Annotated in this window: 20 protein-coding genes and 1 tRNA gene; 11 read left to right on the forward strand and 10 right to left on the reverse strand. The window is 68.3% G+C overall.

The window, feature by feature from the left end:
• Nucleotides 1–268: 268 nt before the first annotated feature.
• Both AB0K15_RS02235 and AB0K15_RS02240 read right to left on the reverse strand, forming a co-directional pair.
• Nucleotides 269–1,525, reverse strand: a complete 1,257-nt coding sequence (locus tag AB0K15_RS02235; RefSeq protein WP_364044514.1) for a DUF3500 domain-containing protein — start codon at nt 1,523–1,525, stop codon at nt 269–271.
• A 180-nt stretch (nt 1,526–1,705) separates the two neighbouring features.
• The gene (locus AB0K15_RS02240) at nt 1,706–2,350 is read right to left on the reverse strand and encodes an NAD(P)H-binding protein (RefSeq protein WP_364044517.1); all 645 of its coding nucleotides are present in this window, start codon (nt 2,348–2,350) and stop codon (nt 1,706–1,708) included.
• A gap of 112 nt (nt 2,351–2,462) precedes the next feature.
• Here AB0K15_RS02240 and AB0K15_RS02245 point away from each other — a divergent pair, with 112 nt between their 5' ends.
• Together AB0K15_RS02245 and AB0K15_RS02250 are read left to right on the forward strand one after the other, a co-directional pair.
• Nucleotides 2,463–2,855: a helix-turn-helix domain-containing protein gene (locus tag AB0K15_RS02245; protein ID WP_364045351.1), complete on the forward strand. Its 393-nt coding sequence runs from the start codon at nt 2,463–2,465 to the stop codon at nt 2,853–2,855.
• A 30-nt stretch (nt 2,856–2,885) separates the two neighbouring features.
• Entirely contained in the window at nt 2,886–3,014 is a 129-nt protein-coding gene (locus AB0K15_RS02250) for a hypothetical protein (RefSeq protein WP_364044520.1), read from the forward strand.
• Nucleotides 3,015–3,282: 268 nt separating this feature from the next.
• On the opposite strand, the gene AB0K15_RS02255 is transcribed toward AB0K15_RS02250, so the two are convergent.
• The 3 genes from AB0K15_RS02255 to AB0K15_RS02265 form a co-directional block, all read right to left on the reverse strand.
• On the reverse strand, nt 3,283–3,600 hold the full coding sequence (locus AB0K15_RS02255) for a hypothetical protein (protein ID WP_364044523.1): 318 nt from the start codon (nt 3,598–3,600) through the stop codon (nt 3,283–3,285).
• A gap of 73 nt (nt 3,601–3,673) precedes the next feature.
• Nucleotides 3,674–4,216, reverse strand: a complete 543-nt coding sequence (locus AB0K15_RS02260; protein WP_364044526.1) for a TIGR03086 family metal-binding protein — start codon at nt 4,214–4,216, stop codon at nt 3,674–3,676.
• 324 nt (nt 4,217–4,540) lie between these two features.
• Nucleotides 4,541–4,912: a hypothetical protein gene (locus AB0K15_RS02265; RefSeq protein WP_364044529.1), complete on the reverse strand. Its 372-nt coding sequence runs from the start codon at nt 4,910–4,912 to the stop codon at nt 4,541–4,543.
• 467 nt (nt 4,913–5,379) lie between these two features.
• Between AB0K15_RS02265 and AB0K15_RS02270 the strand changes: the two genes are divergently transcribed.
• Together AB0K15_RS02270 and AB0K15_RS02275 are read left to right on the forward strand one after the other, a co-directional pair.
• Complete coding sequence (locus AB0K15_RS02270; protein ID WP_364044532.1) at nt 5,380–5,562, forward strand: hypothetical protein; 183 nt, start codon at nt 5,380–5,382, stop codon at nt 5,560–5,562.
• A complete protein-coding gene (locus tag AB0K15_RS02275) occupies nt 5,556–5,771 on the forward strand; it encodes a hypothetical protein (RefSeq protein WP_364044535.1) in 216 nt (71 codons plus the stop codon). The genes AB0K15_RS02270 and AB0K15_RS02275 overlap by 7 nt, the downstream gene beginning before the upstream one ends.
• A 163-nt stretch (nt 5,772–5,934) precedes the next feature.
• Here the strand turns inward: AB0K15_RS02275 and AB0K15_RS02280 are convergent.
• From AB0K15_RS02280 to AB0K15_RS02295, 4 genes are all read right to left on the reverse strand, one after another.
• Nucleotides 5,935–6,010 (reverse strand) — tRNA-Lys (locus tag AB0K15_RS02280).
• Nucleotides 6,011–6,111: 101 nt separating this feature from the next.
• A complete protein-coding gene (locus AB0K15_RS02285) occupies nt 6,112–6,699 on the reverse strand; it encodes a dihydrofolate reductase family protein (RefSeq protein ID WP_364044538.1) in 588 nt (195 codons plus the stop codon).
• On the reverse strand, nt 6,696–7,499 hold the full coding sequence (locus tag AB0K15_RS02290; protein WP_364044541.1) for a metalloregulator ArsR/SmtB family transcription factor: 804 nt from the start codon (nt 7,497–7,499) through the stop codon (nt 6,696–6,698). The genes AB0K15_RS02285 and AB0K15_RS02290 overlap by 4 nt, the downstream gene beginning before the upstream one ends.
• Nucleotides 7,500–7,614: 115 nt before the next feature.
• The gene (locus tag AB0K15_RS02295; protein ID WP_364044544.1) at nt 7,615–7,986 is read right to left on the reverse strand and encodes a DUF5997 family protein; all 372 of its coding nucleotides are present in this window, start codon (nt 7,984–7,986) and stop codon (nt 7,615–7,617) included.
• Nucleotides 7,987–8,023: 37 nt separating this feature from the next.
• On the opposite strand from AB0K15_RS02295, the gene AB0K15_RS02300 reads away from it, so the two are divergent.
• The 7 genes from AB0K15_RS02300 (at nt 8,024) to AB0K15_RS02330 (ending at nt 14,700) form a co-directional block, all read left to right on the forward strand.
• On the forward strand, nt 8,024–8,737 hold the full coding sequence (locus tag AB0K15_RS02300) for a LysR family substrate-binding domain-containing protein (RefSeq protein WP_364044547.1): 714 nt from the start codon (nt 8,024–8,026) through the stop codon (nt 8,735–8,737).
• 149 nt (nt 8,738–8,886) lie between these two features.
• A complete protein-coding gene (locus AB0K15_RS02305; protein ID WP_364044550.1) occupies nt 8,887–10,065 on the forward strand; it encodes a glycosyltransferase 87 family protein in 1,179 nt (392 codons plus the stop codon).
• 528 nt (nt 10,066–10,593) lie between these two features.
• Nucleotides 10,594–12,033: an ATP-binding protein gene (locus tag AB0K15_RS02310; RefSeq protein WP_364044553.1), complete on the forward strand. Its 1,440-nt coding sequence runs from the start codon at nt 10,594–10,596 to the stop codon at nt 12,031–12,033.
• Between the two features lie 67 nt (nt 12,034–12,100).
• Nucleotides 12,101–12,514, forward strand: a complete 414-nt coding sequence (locus AB0K15_RS02315) for a roadblock/LC7 domain-containing protein (protein WP_364044556.1) — start codon at nt 12,101–12,103, stop codon at nt 12,512–12,514.
• Nucleotides 12,511–12,870 carry a DUF742 domain-containing protein gene (locus AB0K15_RS02320; RefSeq protein WP_285970923.1) on the forward strand — a complete coding sequence of 120 codons (360 nt, stop codon included), beginning with the start codon at nt 12,511–12,513 and terminating at the stop codon, nt 12,868–12,870. Before AB0K15_RS02315 ends, AB0K15_RS02320 begins: the two co-directional genes overlap by 4 nt.
• A gap of 52 nt (nt 12,871–12,922) precedes the next feature.
• Complete coding sequence (locus tag AB0K15_RS02325) at nt 12,923–13,453, forward strand: ATP/GTP-binding protein (RefSeq protein WP_364045353.1); 531 nt, start codon at nt 12,923–12,925, stop codon at nt 13,451–13,453.
• Nucleotides 13,450–14,700, forward strand: coding sequence for a cytochrome P450 (locus AB0K15_RS02330; RefSeq protein ID WP_364044560.1), 1,251 nt, complete (start codon nt 13,450–13,452; stop codon nt 14,698–14,700). Before AB0K15_RS02325 ends, AB0K15_RS02330 begins: the two co-directional genes overlap by 4 nt.
• Here AB0K15_RS02330 and AB0K15_RS02335 read toward each other — a convergent pair whose 3' ends face one another.
• The gene (locus tag AB0K15_RS02335; RefSeq protein WP_364044563.1) at nt 14,701–15,915 is read right to left on the reverse strand and encodes a cytochrome P450; all 1,215 of its coding nucleotides are present in this window, start codon (nt 15,913–15,915) and stop codon (nt 14,701–14,703) included.
• Nucleotides 15,916–16,102: the final 187 nt, after the last annotated feature.

Below are 16,102 nucleotides of genomic sequence, written 5' to 3' on the forward strand. Positions count from 1 at the left end.
TGCGGGATACGGGCCGGCCATCGAGCGACAGATGGAGGAGAAGCCGACACTGTGGGCAGCCCGAAGCCGTCAGGCTGCGACGGCACGTTCAGGCTCGCCCGGATCGTGAACGGCTTCTCGGGCGGCGGGGCCTGGCCGTTCGCTTCGGCTTGCTGCTGCGCGGTCCGGGTCGGCTGCTGGTGTTGGCCTTGCGCGGTGCGGGTCGCTTGCTCGGCCTTGCTCCAGATGTCGATGGCTGAACGACAAGCCGAGGTCGGATGAGTGGTCGTCAGCGTCCGATGCGTTGCTGCGAATGGTGGCGGGCGAGGTGTTGGCGCAAGAGGTCGTGTCCGTAGTCGCCGCCGTTGGGAGTGCGCACGATGGTGTGGACGTGGAACGGTTCGGGCTGGTCGTTGTCGAGGAAGACGCCTTGGTGGCAGTCGTATTCGATCAGGACGACGGGGCTGTGGACGCGGTAGTAGAAGGCGTCATCGTCGCCGCTTCCGCCGATCCAGGCGATGTGCGTTTCGTCGAGGTGCTGCACGATGCTTTCCATGAACGCGCTGGCTGGACCGTCCGGGAGTCGCTGCGCGTAGGTCTGCACCAATCGGAGCAGCGACTCCCGTTGCCGGTGGGAGAGTCCGCTGGCCGGTAGCCCCGCGTAGGGGATGACGCGGTTGTCTTGGGCGGCGCCACCCAGGGTCCTGCCGTTGACCGGGTCGGCGAGTTCGGCGGGCAGGTCCTGCACCCGGATCGATGTGTGGAGAACGGCCTGACGTGCCTGTTCAGGGTGCAAGCTGCGCCGCAGGTCGAGTCCGGCCGCCCGCTGCTCATCGAACAGGCGCAGGCCCTTGTGGGTACCGCGGTCGGCCTCGGTGGGCTCGGCGCCGATGAAAGTCGGGGTGAGGACCATTTGCCGGCCGATGATGAAGCAGTGCACGTCGAGGTGGTGGCCCCACAGTTGCCATCCCCACGGCTCCGTTGTCGACGGGATGCCGAACACTGCGAAGGAATAACCGTACTCGGTGAGAGTGTCGTGGTACTGGTCGATCAGCTCGCCGAGTGCGGCGTTGAGTTTCATGGCCGTTCGAGCGTCGGAGAAGCCGGTGGCGGACAAGGATGCCTCGAGGATCGCGAGCGCGCGCTCGCGATGCGCGGGCTCGAGGTCCTCCAGGCGCAGGCCGTGCGGATCCCAGTTCGGAAAGGCATTGACCCACATACGCCATTCGTTCGCGTCGGTGGCGAATTGGACGTCTCTGCGCTGCGCGGGAGTGAGGCACTCGAGGAAGGCGGTCGCCGCCTTGCTCGCGGGCTCAGGGTTCCAGCCAGTGTCCTGGAGAGCGAACAGATCGGGTATGACGTGCCCGTCCGTCGTGATGCCGACCAGCGGCTCCTTGGCCCTCTCGAGCACGGGCGGGAACAACTCCTGCACGACGGCCTGGAGATCCGGAGGAAAGGCCGTGAGATCCACTCGGGCGTTCTGGATCGGCAGCCCAAGGACGGGTCCGAATCCCCGGTAGTGCGTCTTTTCATATTCATCATCCATGATGGAGCATGCCTTCCTTACGCTCAGGCGTCAGTCGGTCAGGCGGGGCAGAGAGGGCTGTGGTTGAGCGCTCGAACACGTCACGATCAATCCCCAGAAGGTTCATTCAGATTGCCCGCGGTGCCCCCGTAATCACACGCTTCGAGCGCCCGACAGCGCACTGAATCTCGCTGGATCACCTCAGTGACCGAGGTTGACGTGTGCCCTGTGGTGGTCGCCTTTCTCGATCAGGTCGACGAAGCCGAGGGCGTAGTCCGCGGCGGAGATCGCGCCGCCGTCGGACTGGACCGCGACGTCGTCGCCGAGCCGGTAACGGCCGAGTCGTTCGCCGGGCATCCGTGCGCCGAACCTGAGCGCAGGGCTGACAAAGACCCAGTCGAGTGTCGTGGGTGTGGCCGGAAAGTCCTCGAGGATGAGCGCCGCCCCGGCGCGGATCTCGTTGTGAAGCTCGGCGGGGATACGGCTGAGGTCAGCGACGAAGCGATCCGCCCCGGGTGCGGGGCGCAGTGACGAGGCGCCGCCGACGACGTACAGGGGAACGCCTTCGGTGTCGGCCAGACACGCGATGGTGCGGTAGACCTCGCGGAAGATGTGGGCCAGTGGGCCACGTGGGGCGAGTGCGCCCACGACGATGTCCGCGCCCTCAATGGCTGCAGAAAGCGTTGCTGCGTTCGTGGCGTCACTTTGGACATAGCTCACGTTCGGGATTGGCGTGCCGGGGAGAGAACGGCTCAGCGCAGTGACCCGGTGACCCCGGGCAGCGGCCTCCGTGACGATGGCCGAACCGGCGTAGCCAGTGCCGCCGATGACGGTAATGCGAGACACGAGGTGCCTTTCTGCGAGACGAGTGGCGTCGTACGACGCGCTGCGGTTACCGTATGAGCGCAACTCTCCAACGGGAAGAAGGCACTTTGTGGTAACCCACCCGGCCGCATCGGTGCTCCACGGCAGCCCGTACCGCGCGGACTGCCCGACTCGCCACATCCTGGACCGCATCGGTGACCGTTGGACGGTGCTCATCGTGGGCGCCCTCTGGGACGGTGACGCTCGCTTCTCAGAGTTGCTCCGACGCATTGAGGGCATCTCGCAGAAGATGCTCACCCAGACTCTCCGCGGGCTCGAACGGGACGGGCTCGTGCGCCGCACCGTCCACCCGGAGGTTCCGGTCCGCGTCGAGTACGCGCTCACCGAGGCGGGCCGCACGCTGCGCGAGCCACTGCGCGCACTACAGGAATGGGCGATCGTGCACCTCGGCGAGGTGTCAGCGTCGCAGGAAGCCTACGACCACGCGAAACGACCTCCTCCTGTCTCCACGGATCGCGACAAGTAACACCGCGAAATCTCGGCGCTACCCAGCTGGTTGGCGAAGTACCGCGAGGGCGGGCCGGACGCGTTGCGGGCCAAGCCCTTTCCGGGTCGGCCACCGAAGCTGACGAGCGCGCAGATCGCGCGACTGTATGCCTTGATCGTGGGCCACGGCCCTCGATGACTGTGCTTCGCGTTCGCGGCGTGGCTCGCCCGGACAGTACCGCGCGGGCGCTGTTTCCGCGTCAACCGCGTCGGCGGCGAGTGGCTTTGTCCGGCTGGTTGAGTTCAATCACCTGCACGCCCTCAGCCGCCAAGTGCCGAGCCGGCGCGGCGCGATAAGAGCCAGTGCATTCCAACCCGGCTCGCCGTCGCCGGGCCGGTGGAGGCGGTCAGAACTGCGATGATGCCCTGTTCGCGACAAGGCCCCTATCGGGACACGCCCCGCCGGTTCAGAGGCAGCAAGCGCCGCCCTGGATCATGGTCGCCATATCTACAGCAAGGCACCGCGGCCGGTTGTCACACGGGGCAAACCATACCCGGGGCGGCACTCGATCATTCTCACAGCTGTCGCAGACGAGATGCAGATCCAGCTCCGCCGGCGTGTTCTTGTCGATCGTTTTCGGAAAACGCCGGAACTCCTGGTGTCGGTGGCATCGCTGATGTTGGCCGATCACCTGGCCCGTGGCGATGTCCAGCGCGGCGAACAGGCTCGTGGTGCCGTAGCGGACACAGTCGTGGGTACGACGTTCGGAAACCCCGGGCAGCATCGGCGCGCTCCGGTCCAGCCCCTACATCCGCGACTTCTCGTCCATCGCCAATACCACCGCCTTGTCCGGCGGATCAGGTGGTGACCGTTCGGCCGAGGAGAGCCGCCAGACGGTCGATCGCAGGGGCGTCGTCCGCTACCGGTCGTGAATCCTTGAACCGGCGCAGCTGCGGCGGGAGTGTCGGTCCCAGTGCTCGGGCGAACTCGATCGCCCGGTTCGTCACGGTCTCGTCGAACGACGGCGTGACGCCGATCGCTCGGGCCAGGTCCCAGCCGTGCGCGAGGTGTTCGGTGATCAGGATGTTCAGCGATGTCAGACCCGAAATGTCGCCAAGCCGGTCCGGCACAGTGCGTTGCAGAGCACCATCCGCCTGGAAGGCCGCGATCAGCGCCGCCACGCTCGACCGGTAGTCGGATATCGGTGGAACGGTCTGCCCGGTGAGGTTGGACTGGAAGGTCCGCTGGAGATCGAGCAGGTGATCGACCAGGGCCCGCACGTCCCAGTCGTCGCAGGGTGTGCGTGCCGACCACTGCTGTTCCCGCAGGGAGTCGATGAGCCGTCCCACTTCGTCGAGAACGTTCGCGAGATCCGTCACCCGGTCGGCATCGGCGTCCACTGTGTCTGCTGAATCCATACCCAGAGCCTCCTATCAACGGCAGTGTGTAAAACTTCCGAATTATTGTTGGATCGCTGTTGGAAATCGTGTGAATTCGGTGCCGGGCGGTGGACAACCTACTGGCCGACGAACTCGGCCAACCTCGGAGGCGGGCTTGACCTGTCCGGCCGGAGGCGATCGTGGCGGCCGTAACGGTGGATGACCTATCCCGGAACAGGCTTAGGTCGAAGAACTCGGCGATCGCAAGGCGGCCCGCGTCGTTCGGGTGGACGCCATCGCCGGAGACCGGTTCGGCAGCCGGTCGCCGCGTCGAACTCGCCGCCGTCACGGATCCAGTGGTTCACCTGCAGGCTTGCCGAAGTCGACGGGATGGGTGACGTTGTGCCAGGCCGCCGAGGCGATGTCGGTGATTCCCTCGTGGTCGGGGTTGCCTGGATCACCCACCGCGAGAACCAGGTTCCATGCTCCCTCGCCCAAGCCCTTGGCCGCATTCCAGGCTCCCTCGCCGAAGTCGGCTAAGAATCCACCCACGTCGTCGAGCCAGTCTGATGCCGTAGGTGCTCCACCGGCCTCGTCAGAGATTGTCGCGACTGCCCGGTCGCCCACCTCGGTCAGCTGTTGCCGTGCGCGATTGAGAACGTCTCGGGCAGCCTGTCGGGTGGGTTCGCCCGGGTCGGAGAACGGCGCGACTGTCACCTAGCAGCTCGTCGACTGGCACGACTGGGCCGATCACCCTGGCCGGGCCGCGGGCCAGATCCTCGGCGGCGTGTTCATCGGCGGCGTGGCAGGCAAAGCGCTCAGGGGTGCCCGCGCAGGCGAGAAACCGGACACGCCCGGGGAACGGCCCGGAGGGGCTCCGGCGGTGAAGGCGACCTTGTCGGAATACTTCGACGGAGGCAGTCCGCCGAAGGTGTCCGACCTGCAGCGCTACGCGGATGCCCAGGGCTGGACGAAGGAGCAGACATCGACCGGCCCGGAAAAGTACGTCGACGACAACGGCATCGTCCGCATGACACTCAAACAGGGAAGCACACGAACACCTGGCAGCGAAACCTGCACGTCGAGCTGCGCAACGCGGACGGCGTCCGCACCGACCCGTCAGGGAACCCTGTCACGAGGAAGAGCCCCGGCAACCACACACCGATCACGTGGGATCAGTGAGCATGAAGAACTACATCGACTTCGCCAACCTCGCCCAGGTGTACCTGGAGGACAGCTACGTCCTGGCGATCAACGAACGCCCGGACGCCGTGGCGTTCACCCTCGACCTCGTGCTGACCCAGGGCACGCCCGCTACCACGCGCCGCCGCCTGACGAGCAGTACTGCTACGCCGACGCTGTGCTGACGATCGGCGGCGCGGCGAGGATCGACTGGATCACCCGCTCGGGCCGGACCTACCGTGATGCTGCGGGCGAAGAGGACCTCGGCAACATCGACAGCCTCGAATACCGCGACGGCTACTACGACATCACCGGCGACTGGGGTCACGTCCGCGTTCACACCGTGGCCGCCCCGCAGCTGACCTTCAGCCCGGAGGCATCCGATGCGACGTAGCTCCGGACAGGTTCTGTTCCAAGGGGCGGCGGCGAGCCCGGTAGTGTCCTCGAGCAGCTTTGTCGACGTAAAGCCGCATCGCGAGGGTGACACGACGCCACACGACCAGATCAGGTCAGTCCGCGTTCAACGTAGGGGAATCAGCTGGTTGACCTGCGGAAAGTGGTGGGCCGCCAGGGGCTCGAACCCTGGACCCGAAGATTAAAAGTCTCCTGCTCTACCAACTGAGCTAGCGGCCCGCGGGCTCAGTTTAGCGGGCGCCCGCCGTCTCATCAGCAGGGTGGGCCTTGATCCTCGTCACCTCGTCGGCGGGGCCGGGGATTCCACAATGGACAGGGCCTCACCGGGCCCGGTCGTAGACCATGGCCGTCTCGCCGAGGTCGCCGGCTTCGTGCAGGGACAGTGTCCACTTCGTGGCGGGCAGGCCGTCGTCGAAGAGGCGTTCGCCGCCGCCCGCGATTTCGGGGGTGATCATGAGGTAGAGGCGGTCCAGGAGGTCGGCTTTGAGGAGTGCCTTGATCACGGTGGTGCTGTTGTTGACCAGGATGTCGCCCTCGCCTCTGGTCTTCAGTTCGGTGATGACGTCGACCGCGGGGGCGTTGGCGATCCGGGCGTGGGGCCACGGCGCCTCGGTGAGCGTGGTCGACAGGACGACCTTCTCCGTGTCCACCAGCCACTTCGCGTAGCTTCGGTCGCGGGGGTCGGCGTCCTCGTTGTCGATGACGGTCGGCCAGAAGCCCAGGAAGCCTTCGGCATTGAGGCGGCCGAGGACGGCCGTGGTGGCGCCGTCGTGCAGGCGGGCGAGGTGGTTGCGGGCGACCTCCGTCGTGGCGTACGGGACGATCGCGGCGAGATCGCCGGGGCCGCCGGGGCCGTTGTAGCGGCCGTCGAGGGTGATGCTGATGTTGGCGCAAACCGTGCGGGTCATTTCTCTGCTCCCTGAGAGTCGGTCTTGATGGTGTCCATGAGGTTGTCGAGGACCTGGCCCCAGCCGGTCGCGATGCCGGCGATGTGCGGCGCCGCCTCGACGGTCGTGTCGGTGATGCGCAGCCCGAGCCGCAGGTGGGTGCCTTCGGCGACTTCGTCGAGCTCCAGGTCGTACTCGGTCGTGAACGACGCTTCGCCCAGCACGGCCAGGTCGAACACGAGCCGCTCGTTCTCGGTCGCCGCCTGCACGTGGCCCTCGGACCGGTAGCTGGCCTCGGCGTCGCGGAACTCGACCACTGCCGCGCCACACGGCACCGGGTCGAGCACGACCTCCACCACCGAGAACGACGACGGCGCCCACCAGCCGGCCAGCTTCTCCGGCTCGACCCAGTACCGCCACACCACGTCCGGCGGCGCGGGCACCAGGCGCTCGAACGAGAACTCCCGCCCGTCCGCCCACTGCTCCCGATCCGCGGCCGCCGTCTCGGTCTCGACGGCCGCCCGGTACCGCTCGAGCACGTCCCGCTCACCGGCGTGCGCCTCGACCTTGCCGAGGATGATCTCCAGCCGATCCGCGAACGCCCTCAACGGCACGGCGTCGATCGCGTACACCCGCCTCTGCCCGAGTGGCGTCACGGACACCACCCCGACCTTCGCGAGCGCCTGCAGGTGCTTCGTCGTCTGCGGCTGACGCAGCCCCGTGAGCTCCGCGAGCTCCCCCACGGACCTCGGCCGCCCCGCCAGCAACTCGACGATGCGCCACCGCGCCCCGTCACCCAACGCCGCTGCGATCTCGTTCATGAAGCGAAGTATTCCCCAACAGGAATATTCCTGTCAAGGAATATGCGAGAACAGACCTCTGACCTGCGCGTTCACCAAGAAAATCAAACGGCAGAAGCCCGCGGAGGCCGAAGACTCAGCCTTCCGATCCCTTCACCCTCGCCGCCTCCCGGCGCACCTCGGCCTGCGTGGCCCGCTCCCGCTCCAGCCACTCCGGCCCCGCGGTCTTGATCTCCTCGATCTGCGCCGTCGTCAGTGGTTCGGTGAGCCCCGCCCGCGACAGGCCGCCGATGGAGATCCCCAGCTTCGCCGCCACCACCGGGCGCGGGTGGGGGCCGTTGCGCCGCAGGTCGCGGAGCCATTCGGGCGGGTCGGTCTGCAGGGCGTTGAGCTCGTCGCGCGACACGGCGCCCTCCTGGAACGACGAAGGGGTCGCCTCCAGGTACACGCCGAGCTTCTTCGCGGCGGTGGCGGGCTTCATCGTCTGAGGGGTCTTGCGCGAGGTCATGGGGCCCAGGGTAACCACCGTCGGTAACCTGGCCTGCGTGACCGGCCCGGACGCACCGCCCTCGTTCACGCTCGGCTACGTCCCGGGCGTGACGCCCGGTAAGTGGGTCCGCACCTGGCAGGAGCGCCTGCCGAAGGTTCCGCTGGTCCTCAACACGGTCAACCCCCACGAAGCGACCCAGAAGATCCACGACCGCGAAGTCGACGCCGCACTCCTGCGCCTGCCGATCGACCGCACCGGGCTGCACGCGATCCCGCTCTACGTCGAGACCACGGTGGTCGTCGTGCCGAAGGACCACGTCGTCGCGGCCGCCGACGAGGTCACGCTCCAAGACCTCGCCGACGAGCTCTTCCTCCACCCCCACGACGACACCCTCGACTGGCCCCACCCACCCGGCAAGCTCGCCGAGCACCGGCCGGACACCACCGCCGACGCGATCGAGCTCGTCGCCGCCGGCGTCGGGCTGCTCGTGGTGCCCCAGTCGCTCGCCCGGCTGCACCATCGCCGCGACCTCACCTACCGGCCCCTCGCCGACGTCCCGGAATCCCAGGTCGCGCTGTCCTGGCTCGAGGACGAGACGACGGACCTGATGGAGCAGTTCATCGGCATCGTCCGCGGCCGCACCGTCAACAGCACCCGCGGCAAGGCACCGGAACCGAAGCCGAAAGCCAAGGCCCAACCGAAAACCCAAGCCAAAACCAAGAAACCCCAGCATCCCCCCAAACGCGGCAAACCCCGCCGCCGCGGCTGACCGCACCTCGGCCATTCGGCCGAACCTCGCGCCACAACCCAAGCCGAACGGCCAACCCGCCCCGGCCGTTCAGATGATCAACAAAAACGTCGTTCCCAGCAGGCTCGGACTCCGGATCAAGCACACCGGAGCACGAGGTGACTGGGGACATGCTGCAAGACCAATCCACGAAGCGAAAACTGCTCATCGCGGCCGCCGCGACGGTGATCGTCGGGGGAGTGCTCGCCATCGTCGGCAGCTTCGGCGCCGTCGACCTGCAGGTCTACCGTTTCGGAGCCGACGCGGTCCTCCACCGCGGCGACCTCTACGGACAGCTCCCCGCCACCACCTCCGGTTTCCCCCTGCCCTTCATCTACCCACCGTTCGCGGCCGTCGTCTTCACGGTCATGACGGTCCCGCCGCTCGCCGTCTCGGCCGTGCTGATGGACCTCGTCTCCGTCGCCGCGCTCTGGGGCACCCTCTACGCGACCGTCCGCCGCCTGAAGCCGACCTGGCAGGCCGCGCTCCCCGCCACCGCGCTCACCGTCGTCGCGCTGGCCTTCGAACCCGTCCGCTCCACGCTCTCCTTCGGACAGATCAACCTCGTCCTCATGGCCCTCGTCGCCGTCGACATCCTCATGCCCCACCCGCGCTGGCCGCGCGGCATCGGCGTCGGCATCGCGGCCGCCATCAAGGTCACGCCCGCGGGCTTCCTCCTGTTCTTCTTGCTCACCAAGGACTTCCGCTCCGCCCGCAACGCCCTGATCGCCGGCGCCGCCGCCACCGGTCTCGGTTTCCTGGTCGCCCCGGCCGCCTCCGCGAAGTACTTCTTCGGCGGCGGCCTCATCGGCGCGGCCGGCCTCAGCGGCTCGCCCTACGCCACCAACCAGACCATCGAAGGCGCTCTCCACCGCCTCAACCTGCCGCCGCTGGCGTACGACGTGCTGTGGCTGGGCCTCTCCGCCTTCGTCATCGCGGCCGCCGTGGTCGTGATGCGCCGGGTGGACCCGCCGCTCGCCTTCGTGGTGAATGCGACGGCCGTTCTCGTCCTTTCGCCGATTTCCTGGTCGCACCACTGGGTCTGGGTCGCCCCGGCGCTGGTCATCCTGGCCGCCCGCGTCCGTACCACTCGCCAAGGCGCGGCCCTCGCCGCCGGCGCGCTCGTGTTCATCGCCGCACCCCACGCGTTCCTGCCGAACAGCGACCTGCGCGAACTCGCATGGACGCCTGGGCAACACGTCGTCGGCGACTCCTACCTCCTGCTCGCCCTCGGCTTCCTCACCTGGCTGCTGGTCGTCACGCAACCGGCCTCGGTCCGCCTCGAAGAACCGGCACTCGCCGCCCGCTGAGACCCCGCGGGACGCATTTCCCCACTCACCGAACAGAATTCATAATCGCGACCGCCAAATCAGAACAATTCCCCTCCCTGTCGAGTGACCGCGCCAAACAATCGGTCACCCCGCTGCGGGGCCCCTGGGGCTGAGCCGGTGAACGTGCTGCTCTGTTCGGGGGAATTGCCGCGCGCAACGCCCAGGCCGCGCGAAAGGTCCCGCGGCGCCCCTTGATCACACGCAGCGTCACATCAGGAAACGCGAAGAGTGGCGACCGGCCGGAAATCCCTCGTCAAACCCCTGCCGCAAGGCCCTATTAGCACCCCGCCAGGGCACTGGTGCTCGCAGCCTGGATGTGATGGCGCTAATATCCGGGTCCCGTCATCCAGGCATGGGGTGCGGCAGCACCATCGGCGGGAAGCGAAAACCGCGCTTTTGCCGAAAGCCGCGAGCCAGCGAAGAGCCCGAACAACGAGCCAGAACAACAAGCGAGACCACCAACCCGGCGCACGGCCTGCCACCAACCGGACGCGAGGACTTGAAGCCATGTCGGAACAACTGCCCGCCCGCCACGCGCAGCAGCGCGGGCGCGCCGTCCCGGCCGCGGTCGCGGTCCCGGTGACGGCGGTCGTCGCCGGTGCGCTGTGGGCGTGGGTGACGTTGGAGGTGCCCGAGCAGAACCGGGTGCTCGTCGCGGTCGTCGCGGCCGTCACCTGGGTCGCCCTCGTCATCGCCGTCTACCTCGCCACACGCGGGTCGTCGGCGCTCACGGAGGCCGAGGAGCGCGCTCGCCACGCCGAGCACCGGGCGGAAGTCGAGGCGCGGCAGATGGTGGCCGTGAACCTCGAGCTCTCCATGATGGTCGACCAGATCCTGCCGGCCGTGGTCAACCGCCTGCGTGACGGCACGAGCGCTGCCGACGTCTACAACTCCACGCAGCTGCCGGAAGACCCGTTCCAGAACCGGATCATGCGCCTGTTCATCGACGAGGTCGCCCAGGGCGAACGCCGCCGCGCCGCCGCCACGGCCGCGTGCGCGAACGCCGCCGGCCGCGTGCAGGCGCTGTCCACCAGCATCCTCGCCGACCTGCGCGAGATGGAGAACCACTGCCCCGAGGACATGCTCGGCGAAGTGCTCAAGGTCGACCACAGCACCGCCCAGGCCGGCCGCCTCGCCGACTCCATCGCGGTGCTCACGGGCGCGCGCTCGGGCCGCCGCTGGGCGAAGCCGATCCGCATGGAGAGCATCCTGCGCGGCGCCATGGGCCGCATCGGCGCGTACACGCGGGTCCGCATCCACTCGACCAGCGGCAGCGCCATCGCCGGGTACGCCGCCGAAGACGTGATGCACGCGCTGGCCGAGCTGATGGACAACGCCACCAAGTTCTCCGCGCCCTCCGAAGAGGTCCACGTCTACGTCGAGGACCTGCACAACGGCGCCGTGATCACCATCGAAGACGGCGGCCTCGGCATGAAGCCGCAGGCGCTCATGCGAGCCGAGATCGCCGTGGCGCAGAACGAAAAGCTCGACCTCACCACGATCTCCGGCACGCGCCTCGGCCTCGCCGTCGTCGGCCAGCTCGCCCGCAAGCACCAGCTGCACGTGTTCTTCCGCCCGTCCTCGCGCGGCGGCACGGGCGTGGTCCTGCGCATCCCCAACCACCTGATCACGCAGCCGCGCACGGACCCGTTCTCGGACCCCGAACCGCGCCGCGAGGTGCTGGTCAGCGCCGTGCGCACCGAGGAACGCGAGTCCACCCGCGGCACCCTGGAACCCGTGCTCAGCGAGTCGGGCGGCCTGCCGAAGCGCCCGCGCGGGCAGACGCTCGCCGCGTCGCGCCAGCCGGCACCGAGCCCCGGCCCGCGGCCGACCAACCGCAGCCACGGCGACAGCGGCGCCCGGTTCGGGGCCTTCCAGCAGAGCCGCACCCGCAGGGTCGCCACCAGTCCGGCCGAGTCGCAGGCGGACGCCGATGACAACGACTGAGCCCCTGCCGCACCGGAACCCCCAGATTGGAGTGAGGGGGCGCGCGTTTCCCGCCCCCGGATCCTCGATGACCCAGAACTCGAACCTCGAATGGCTCCTGGAGAACCTCGTCGGCAACACGCCGGGAGCCGTCCACGCGCTGGTGCTGTCGAAGGACGGCCTCAAGCTCTGCCACACCGCCGGTCTCACCGTCGACAAGGCCGACCAGCTGGCCGCGATCGCCGCCGGGGTGCAAGCGCTCTCGCACGGCGCGTCGGCCGAGTTCGGTGACGGCAGCGGCGGCATCCGCAACTCGATGACCGAGTTCCACGGCGGCATCCTGTTCATCGTCGAGGCCGGCATCGGCGCGCACCTCGCGGTGATCGCCGCCGAAGACGCCGACGTCGGCCTGATCGGCCACAACATGGACGAGCTGGTCGAGCAGATCGGCTCGTTCCTGACCGCGGCTCCGCGCTACGCGCAGGCCGGTCCGACGGCATGATCCGCCGCGCTGTCGAGGAAGAGGACCCCGACCGCCTCTACACGCTCACCGGCGGGCGCAGCCGCACGGAAGACCTCGAGCTCGACCTCGTCACGATCATCGTCGCCGAGTCGGCGCCGTCGGCCGGGATGCAGTCCGAGCACGTGCGGATCCTGCGGATCACCCTGCACCCGACGTCGGTCGTCGAGCTCTCCTCGGAGCTCTCGTTGCCGGTGAGCGTCGTGAAGATCCTGGTCACGGATCTGCTCGACAGCGGCAAGGTCTCGGCCCGCCACCCCTCTTCGGCGCTGCAGCGCGCGTCCATCCCCGACTCCGAATTCCTCAAGAAGGTGCTCGTTGGACTCCGCAATCTCTGAACGCACCCCTCGCGCCCCGCTGGCCGCCACCGCCGCCGACGGGCTGAAGATCGTGATCGTCGGGGGCTTCGGCGTCGGCAAGACCACGATGGTCCGGTCGGTCAGCGAGATCCGGCCGCTGAGCACCGAGGAGACGATGACGCAGGCCGGCGTCGGCATCGACAAGGGCCTGCAGGGCAAGACCACGACCACGGTCGCGTTCGACTTCGGCCGCATCAGCCTCGACGAGCGCATGGTGCTGTACTTGTTCGGCGCGCCCGGCCAGGAGCGCTTCTGGTTCCTGTGGGACCGGCTGTTCTCGGGCACGCTCGGCGCGGTGGTCCTCGTGGACACCCGGCGCCTGGCCGACTCGTGGTACGCGATCGACCGGCTGGAGCACCACGGCACTCCGTTCATCGTGGCGCGCAACAACTTCGAGCCGCCGGTCCACGATCTCGGCCAGGTCCGCGACGCGCTCGACCTCTCGCCCGAAGTGCCTCTGATCGACTGCGACGCGCGCCGCCGCGACTCGTCCAAGCAGGTGCTGATCTCGCTCGTCGACCACCTCTACTCGTTGTCCACCGCCCGGGAGAACCAGCCGTGACCGAACACCGGCCTGAAGTGTCCACAGAGGACTTCGTCAAGCTCTACGGCGCGCAGTTCCAGGAAGATCCGGCCACGCTGTACGGCCGGATCCGTCAGGAGTACGGCGGTGTCGCGCCGGTGCTGCTCGACGGCGACGTCCCCGCGTGGCTGGTCTGCGGCTACCGCGAGGTGCATCAGGTCACCAGCGACTCCCAGCTGTTCGCCCGCGACACGCGCCGCTGGAACCAGTGGGAGAACGTGCCGGCCGACTGGCCGCTGCTGCCCTACGTGGCGCACAACCCGTCGGTGATGTTCACCGAGGCCCTCGAGCACCGCCGCCGCGCCGGCGCGATCGGCGACGCACTGTCCTCAGTGGACCAGTTCGACCTGCGCGCGCACTGCGAGCAGATCGCCGACCGGCTGATCGACACGTTCGCCGGCACCGGTGAAGCCGACCTCATCACGCAGTTCGCGATGCAGATCCCCTTGCTGGCCATCGCGAAGATGTACGGCATGCCCGAGGCCGAGACCCCGGCGCTGGTGCGCGATGTCGCGATCTCCCTCGACGTCGGCCCCGACGCGATCCCGGCGTACGGCCGCGTGCAGGAGGCCATGGGCCGGCTGCTGGCGCTCAAGCACCGGCAGCCCGGCCACGACGTTCCCTCGCACATGGCCCAGAACCCCGCGGGGCTCACCGACGCCGAGATCGTGCAGGACCTGCTGGTGGTCACGGCCGCCGCGCAGCAGCCGACGGCGAACTGGATCGGCAACACCATCCGGCTGATGCTCACCGACGACCGCTTCGCGATGACGCTCTCGGGCGGGCGCGGCAGTGTCGGCGAGGCCCTCAACGAGGTCCTCTGGCACGACACGCCCACCCAGAACTTCATCGGTCGCTTCGCCACGCGCGACACGCAGCTCGGCGGCCGCCGCATCCGCACCGGTGACCTGCTCGTGCTCGGTCTCGCCGCCGCGAACGCCGACCCGCACGTGCGTCCCGACCTCGCCGGCGGCGCCGTCGGGAACCACGCGCACATGTCGTTCGGCCACGGCGAACACGGCTGCCCGCACCCCGCACCCGAGGTCGCGGAGGTCATCGCCCGCACGACCGTCGAGGTGCTGCTCGACCGGCTGCCCGACCTGTCGCTGGCGGTGCCGGACGAGTCGCTCAAGTGGCAGCGGTCGATGTGGATGCGCGGGCTGGAGTCGCTGCCCGTCACCTTCACGCCGACCTACGTCGCGAGCCACGCCGCCAGCTGGGGCTGATCAGTTGGGGCTGAACCGCACCGGCAACGCCGACGGCCCGCGCGTGAACACCCCCGCTTCGTGGGTGTCCGCGTTGTCGGCGAGCCGCACGTTCGGCATCGCTTCGAGCAACTGCGCCACGCCGACCTCGATCTCCGTCTTCGCCAGCAGCGCGCCGACGCAGAAGTGCCGGCCCAGCGCGAACGACAGGTGGTTGGCGGCCGCGGAGAACGCCGTCTCCGTCGGGAGGTCCGTGCGGAAGATGTCGAACTCGTTCGGCTTCTCGAACCGGCGCGGGTCGCGGTTGGCCGCGCCGATCAGGCAGGTCACGGTGCTGCCGGCCGGCACGCGCTCGCCCGCGATCTCGATGTCCTCGGCGGGCTGGCGCATGATCATGTGCACCGGCGGCGTGTAGCGCAGCGTCTCCGCGAACGCCTTCGGGATCAGCCCGTGGTCGGCCTGCACGGCTTCCAGCTGCGCCGGGTTTTCCAGCAGGTTCTTGAACACACTGGCGATCGCCTTGTCGGTGGTCTCCCCACCGGCGGCGAGCAGCAGGCTGCAGAACGCCTTGATGTCCTCGTCGCTCATCCGCGTGCCGTCGACCTCGGCCGAGCACAGCGTGGAAAGCAGGTCGTCACCGAGGTTTTCGCGGCGGGCGCGGATGATCGGGATGAGGTATTCCGCGAGCTCCTCGCGCGTGCGCACGCCGGCCGCGGCCACGTCGGGGTCCTGGCTGAGGTTGCCGAGGAACCCGATGATCGCGGTGTACCAGCGCTGGAACCGCTCGTCGTCACTCTGGTCCAGACCAAGCATGTCCACGATCACGTTGATCGGGAAGTGGCGCGCGTAGTCCTGCACCAGGTCGGCTTCGCCGCGGCCGCGGAAGCCGTCGATGAGCTGACGGGAGTTCCGCTCGATCACGGGCCGGAACTTCTGCTCGAGCTCGTTGCCGCGGAACGCCGGCACCACCAGCGCCCGGCGGATCGAGTGCTCGCGCCCGCTCATCTGCAGGATCGTGCGCCCGTGCGCGGGTTCCAGCTGCCAGCTGTAGTTGTCCGTGGTGAACACCGGCTCTCGAAACGCTCTGGCGACGTCGTCGTAGCGGGAGACGATGTAGCTCTGCATACCTTCATGCCAGACGATGGGCTCGTCTTCCAACATGATGTCGTACGCGGAATACGGGTCGGCGGCGAATTCTGCGGAAAGGATGTCCGGCGCGTGACGTGCCGTGGTCATGGAGCTCCCTCGCTCTGGCGGTGGAGTAACCACGGTATCGACGGACGTTGCGTGTGCGGGGAAAATTCAGACCATTGGAGCAGACCACTGCTCCAGGTGGATTACCGACCGAACGCCGTTCCGTGTCGGCGCGTAGCGATCGGCGCCCGCGGTTCACTCGCTAGAGTTTTTCCGGTCAGCGGGATTA

Source organism: Amycolatopsis sp. NPDC049253, from assembly GCF_040678995.1.
Taxonomy (GTDB): domain Bacteria; phylum Actinomycetota; class Actinomycetes; order Mycobacteriales; family Pseudonocardiaceae; genus Amycolatopsis.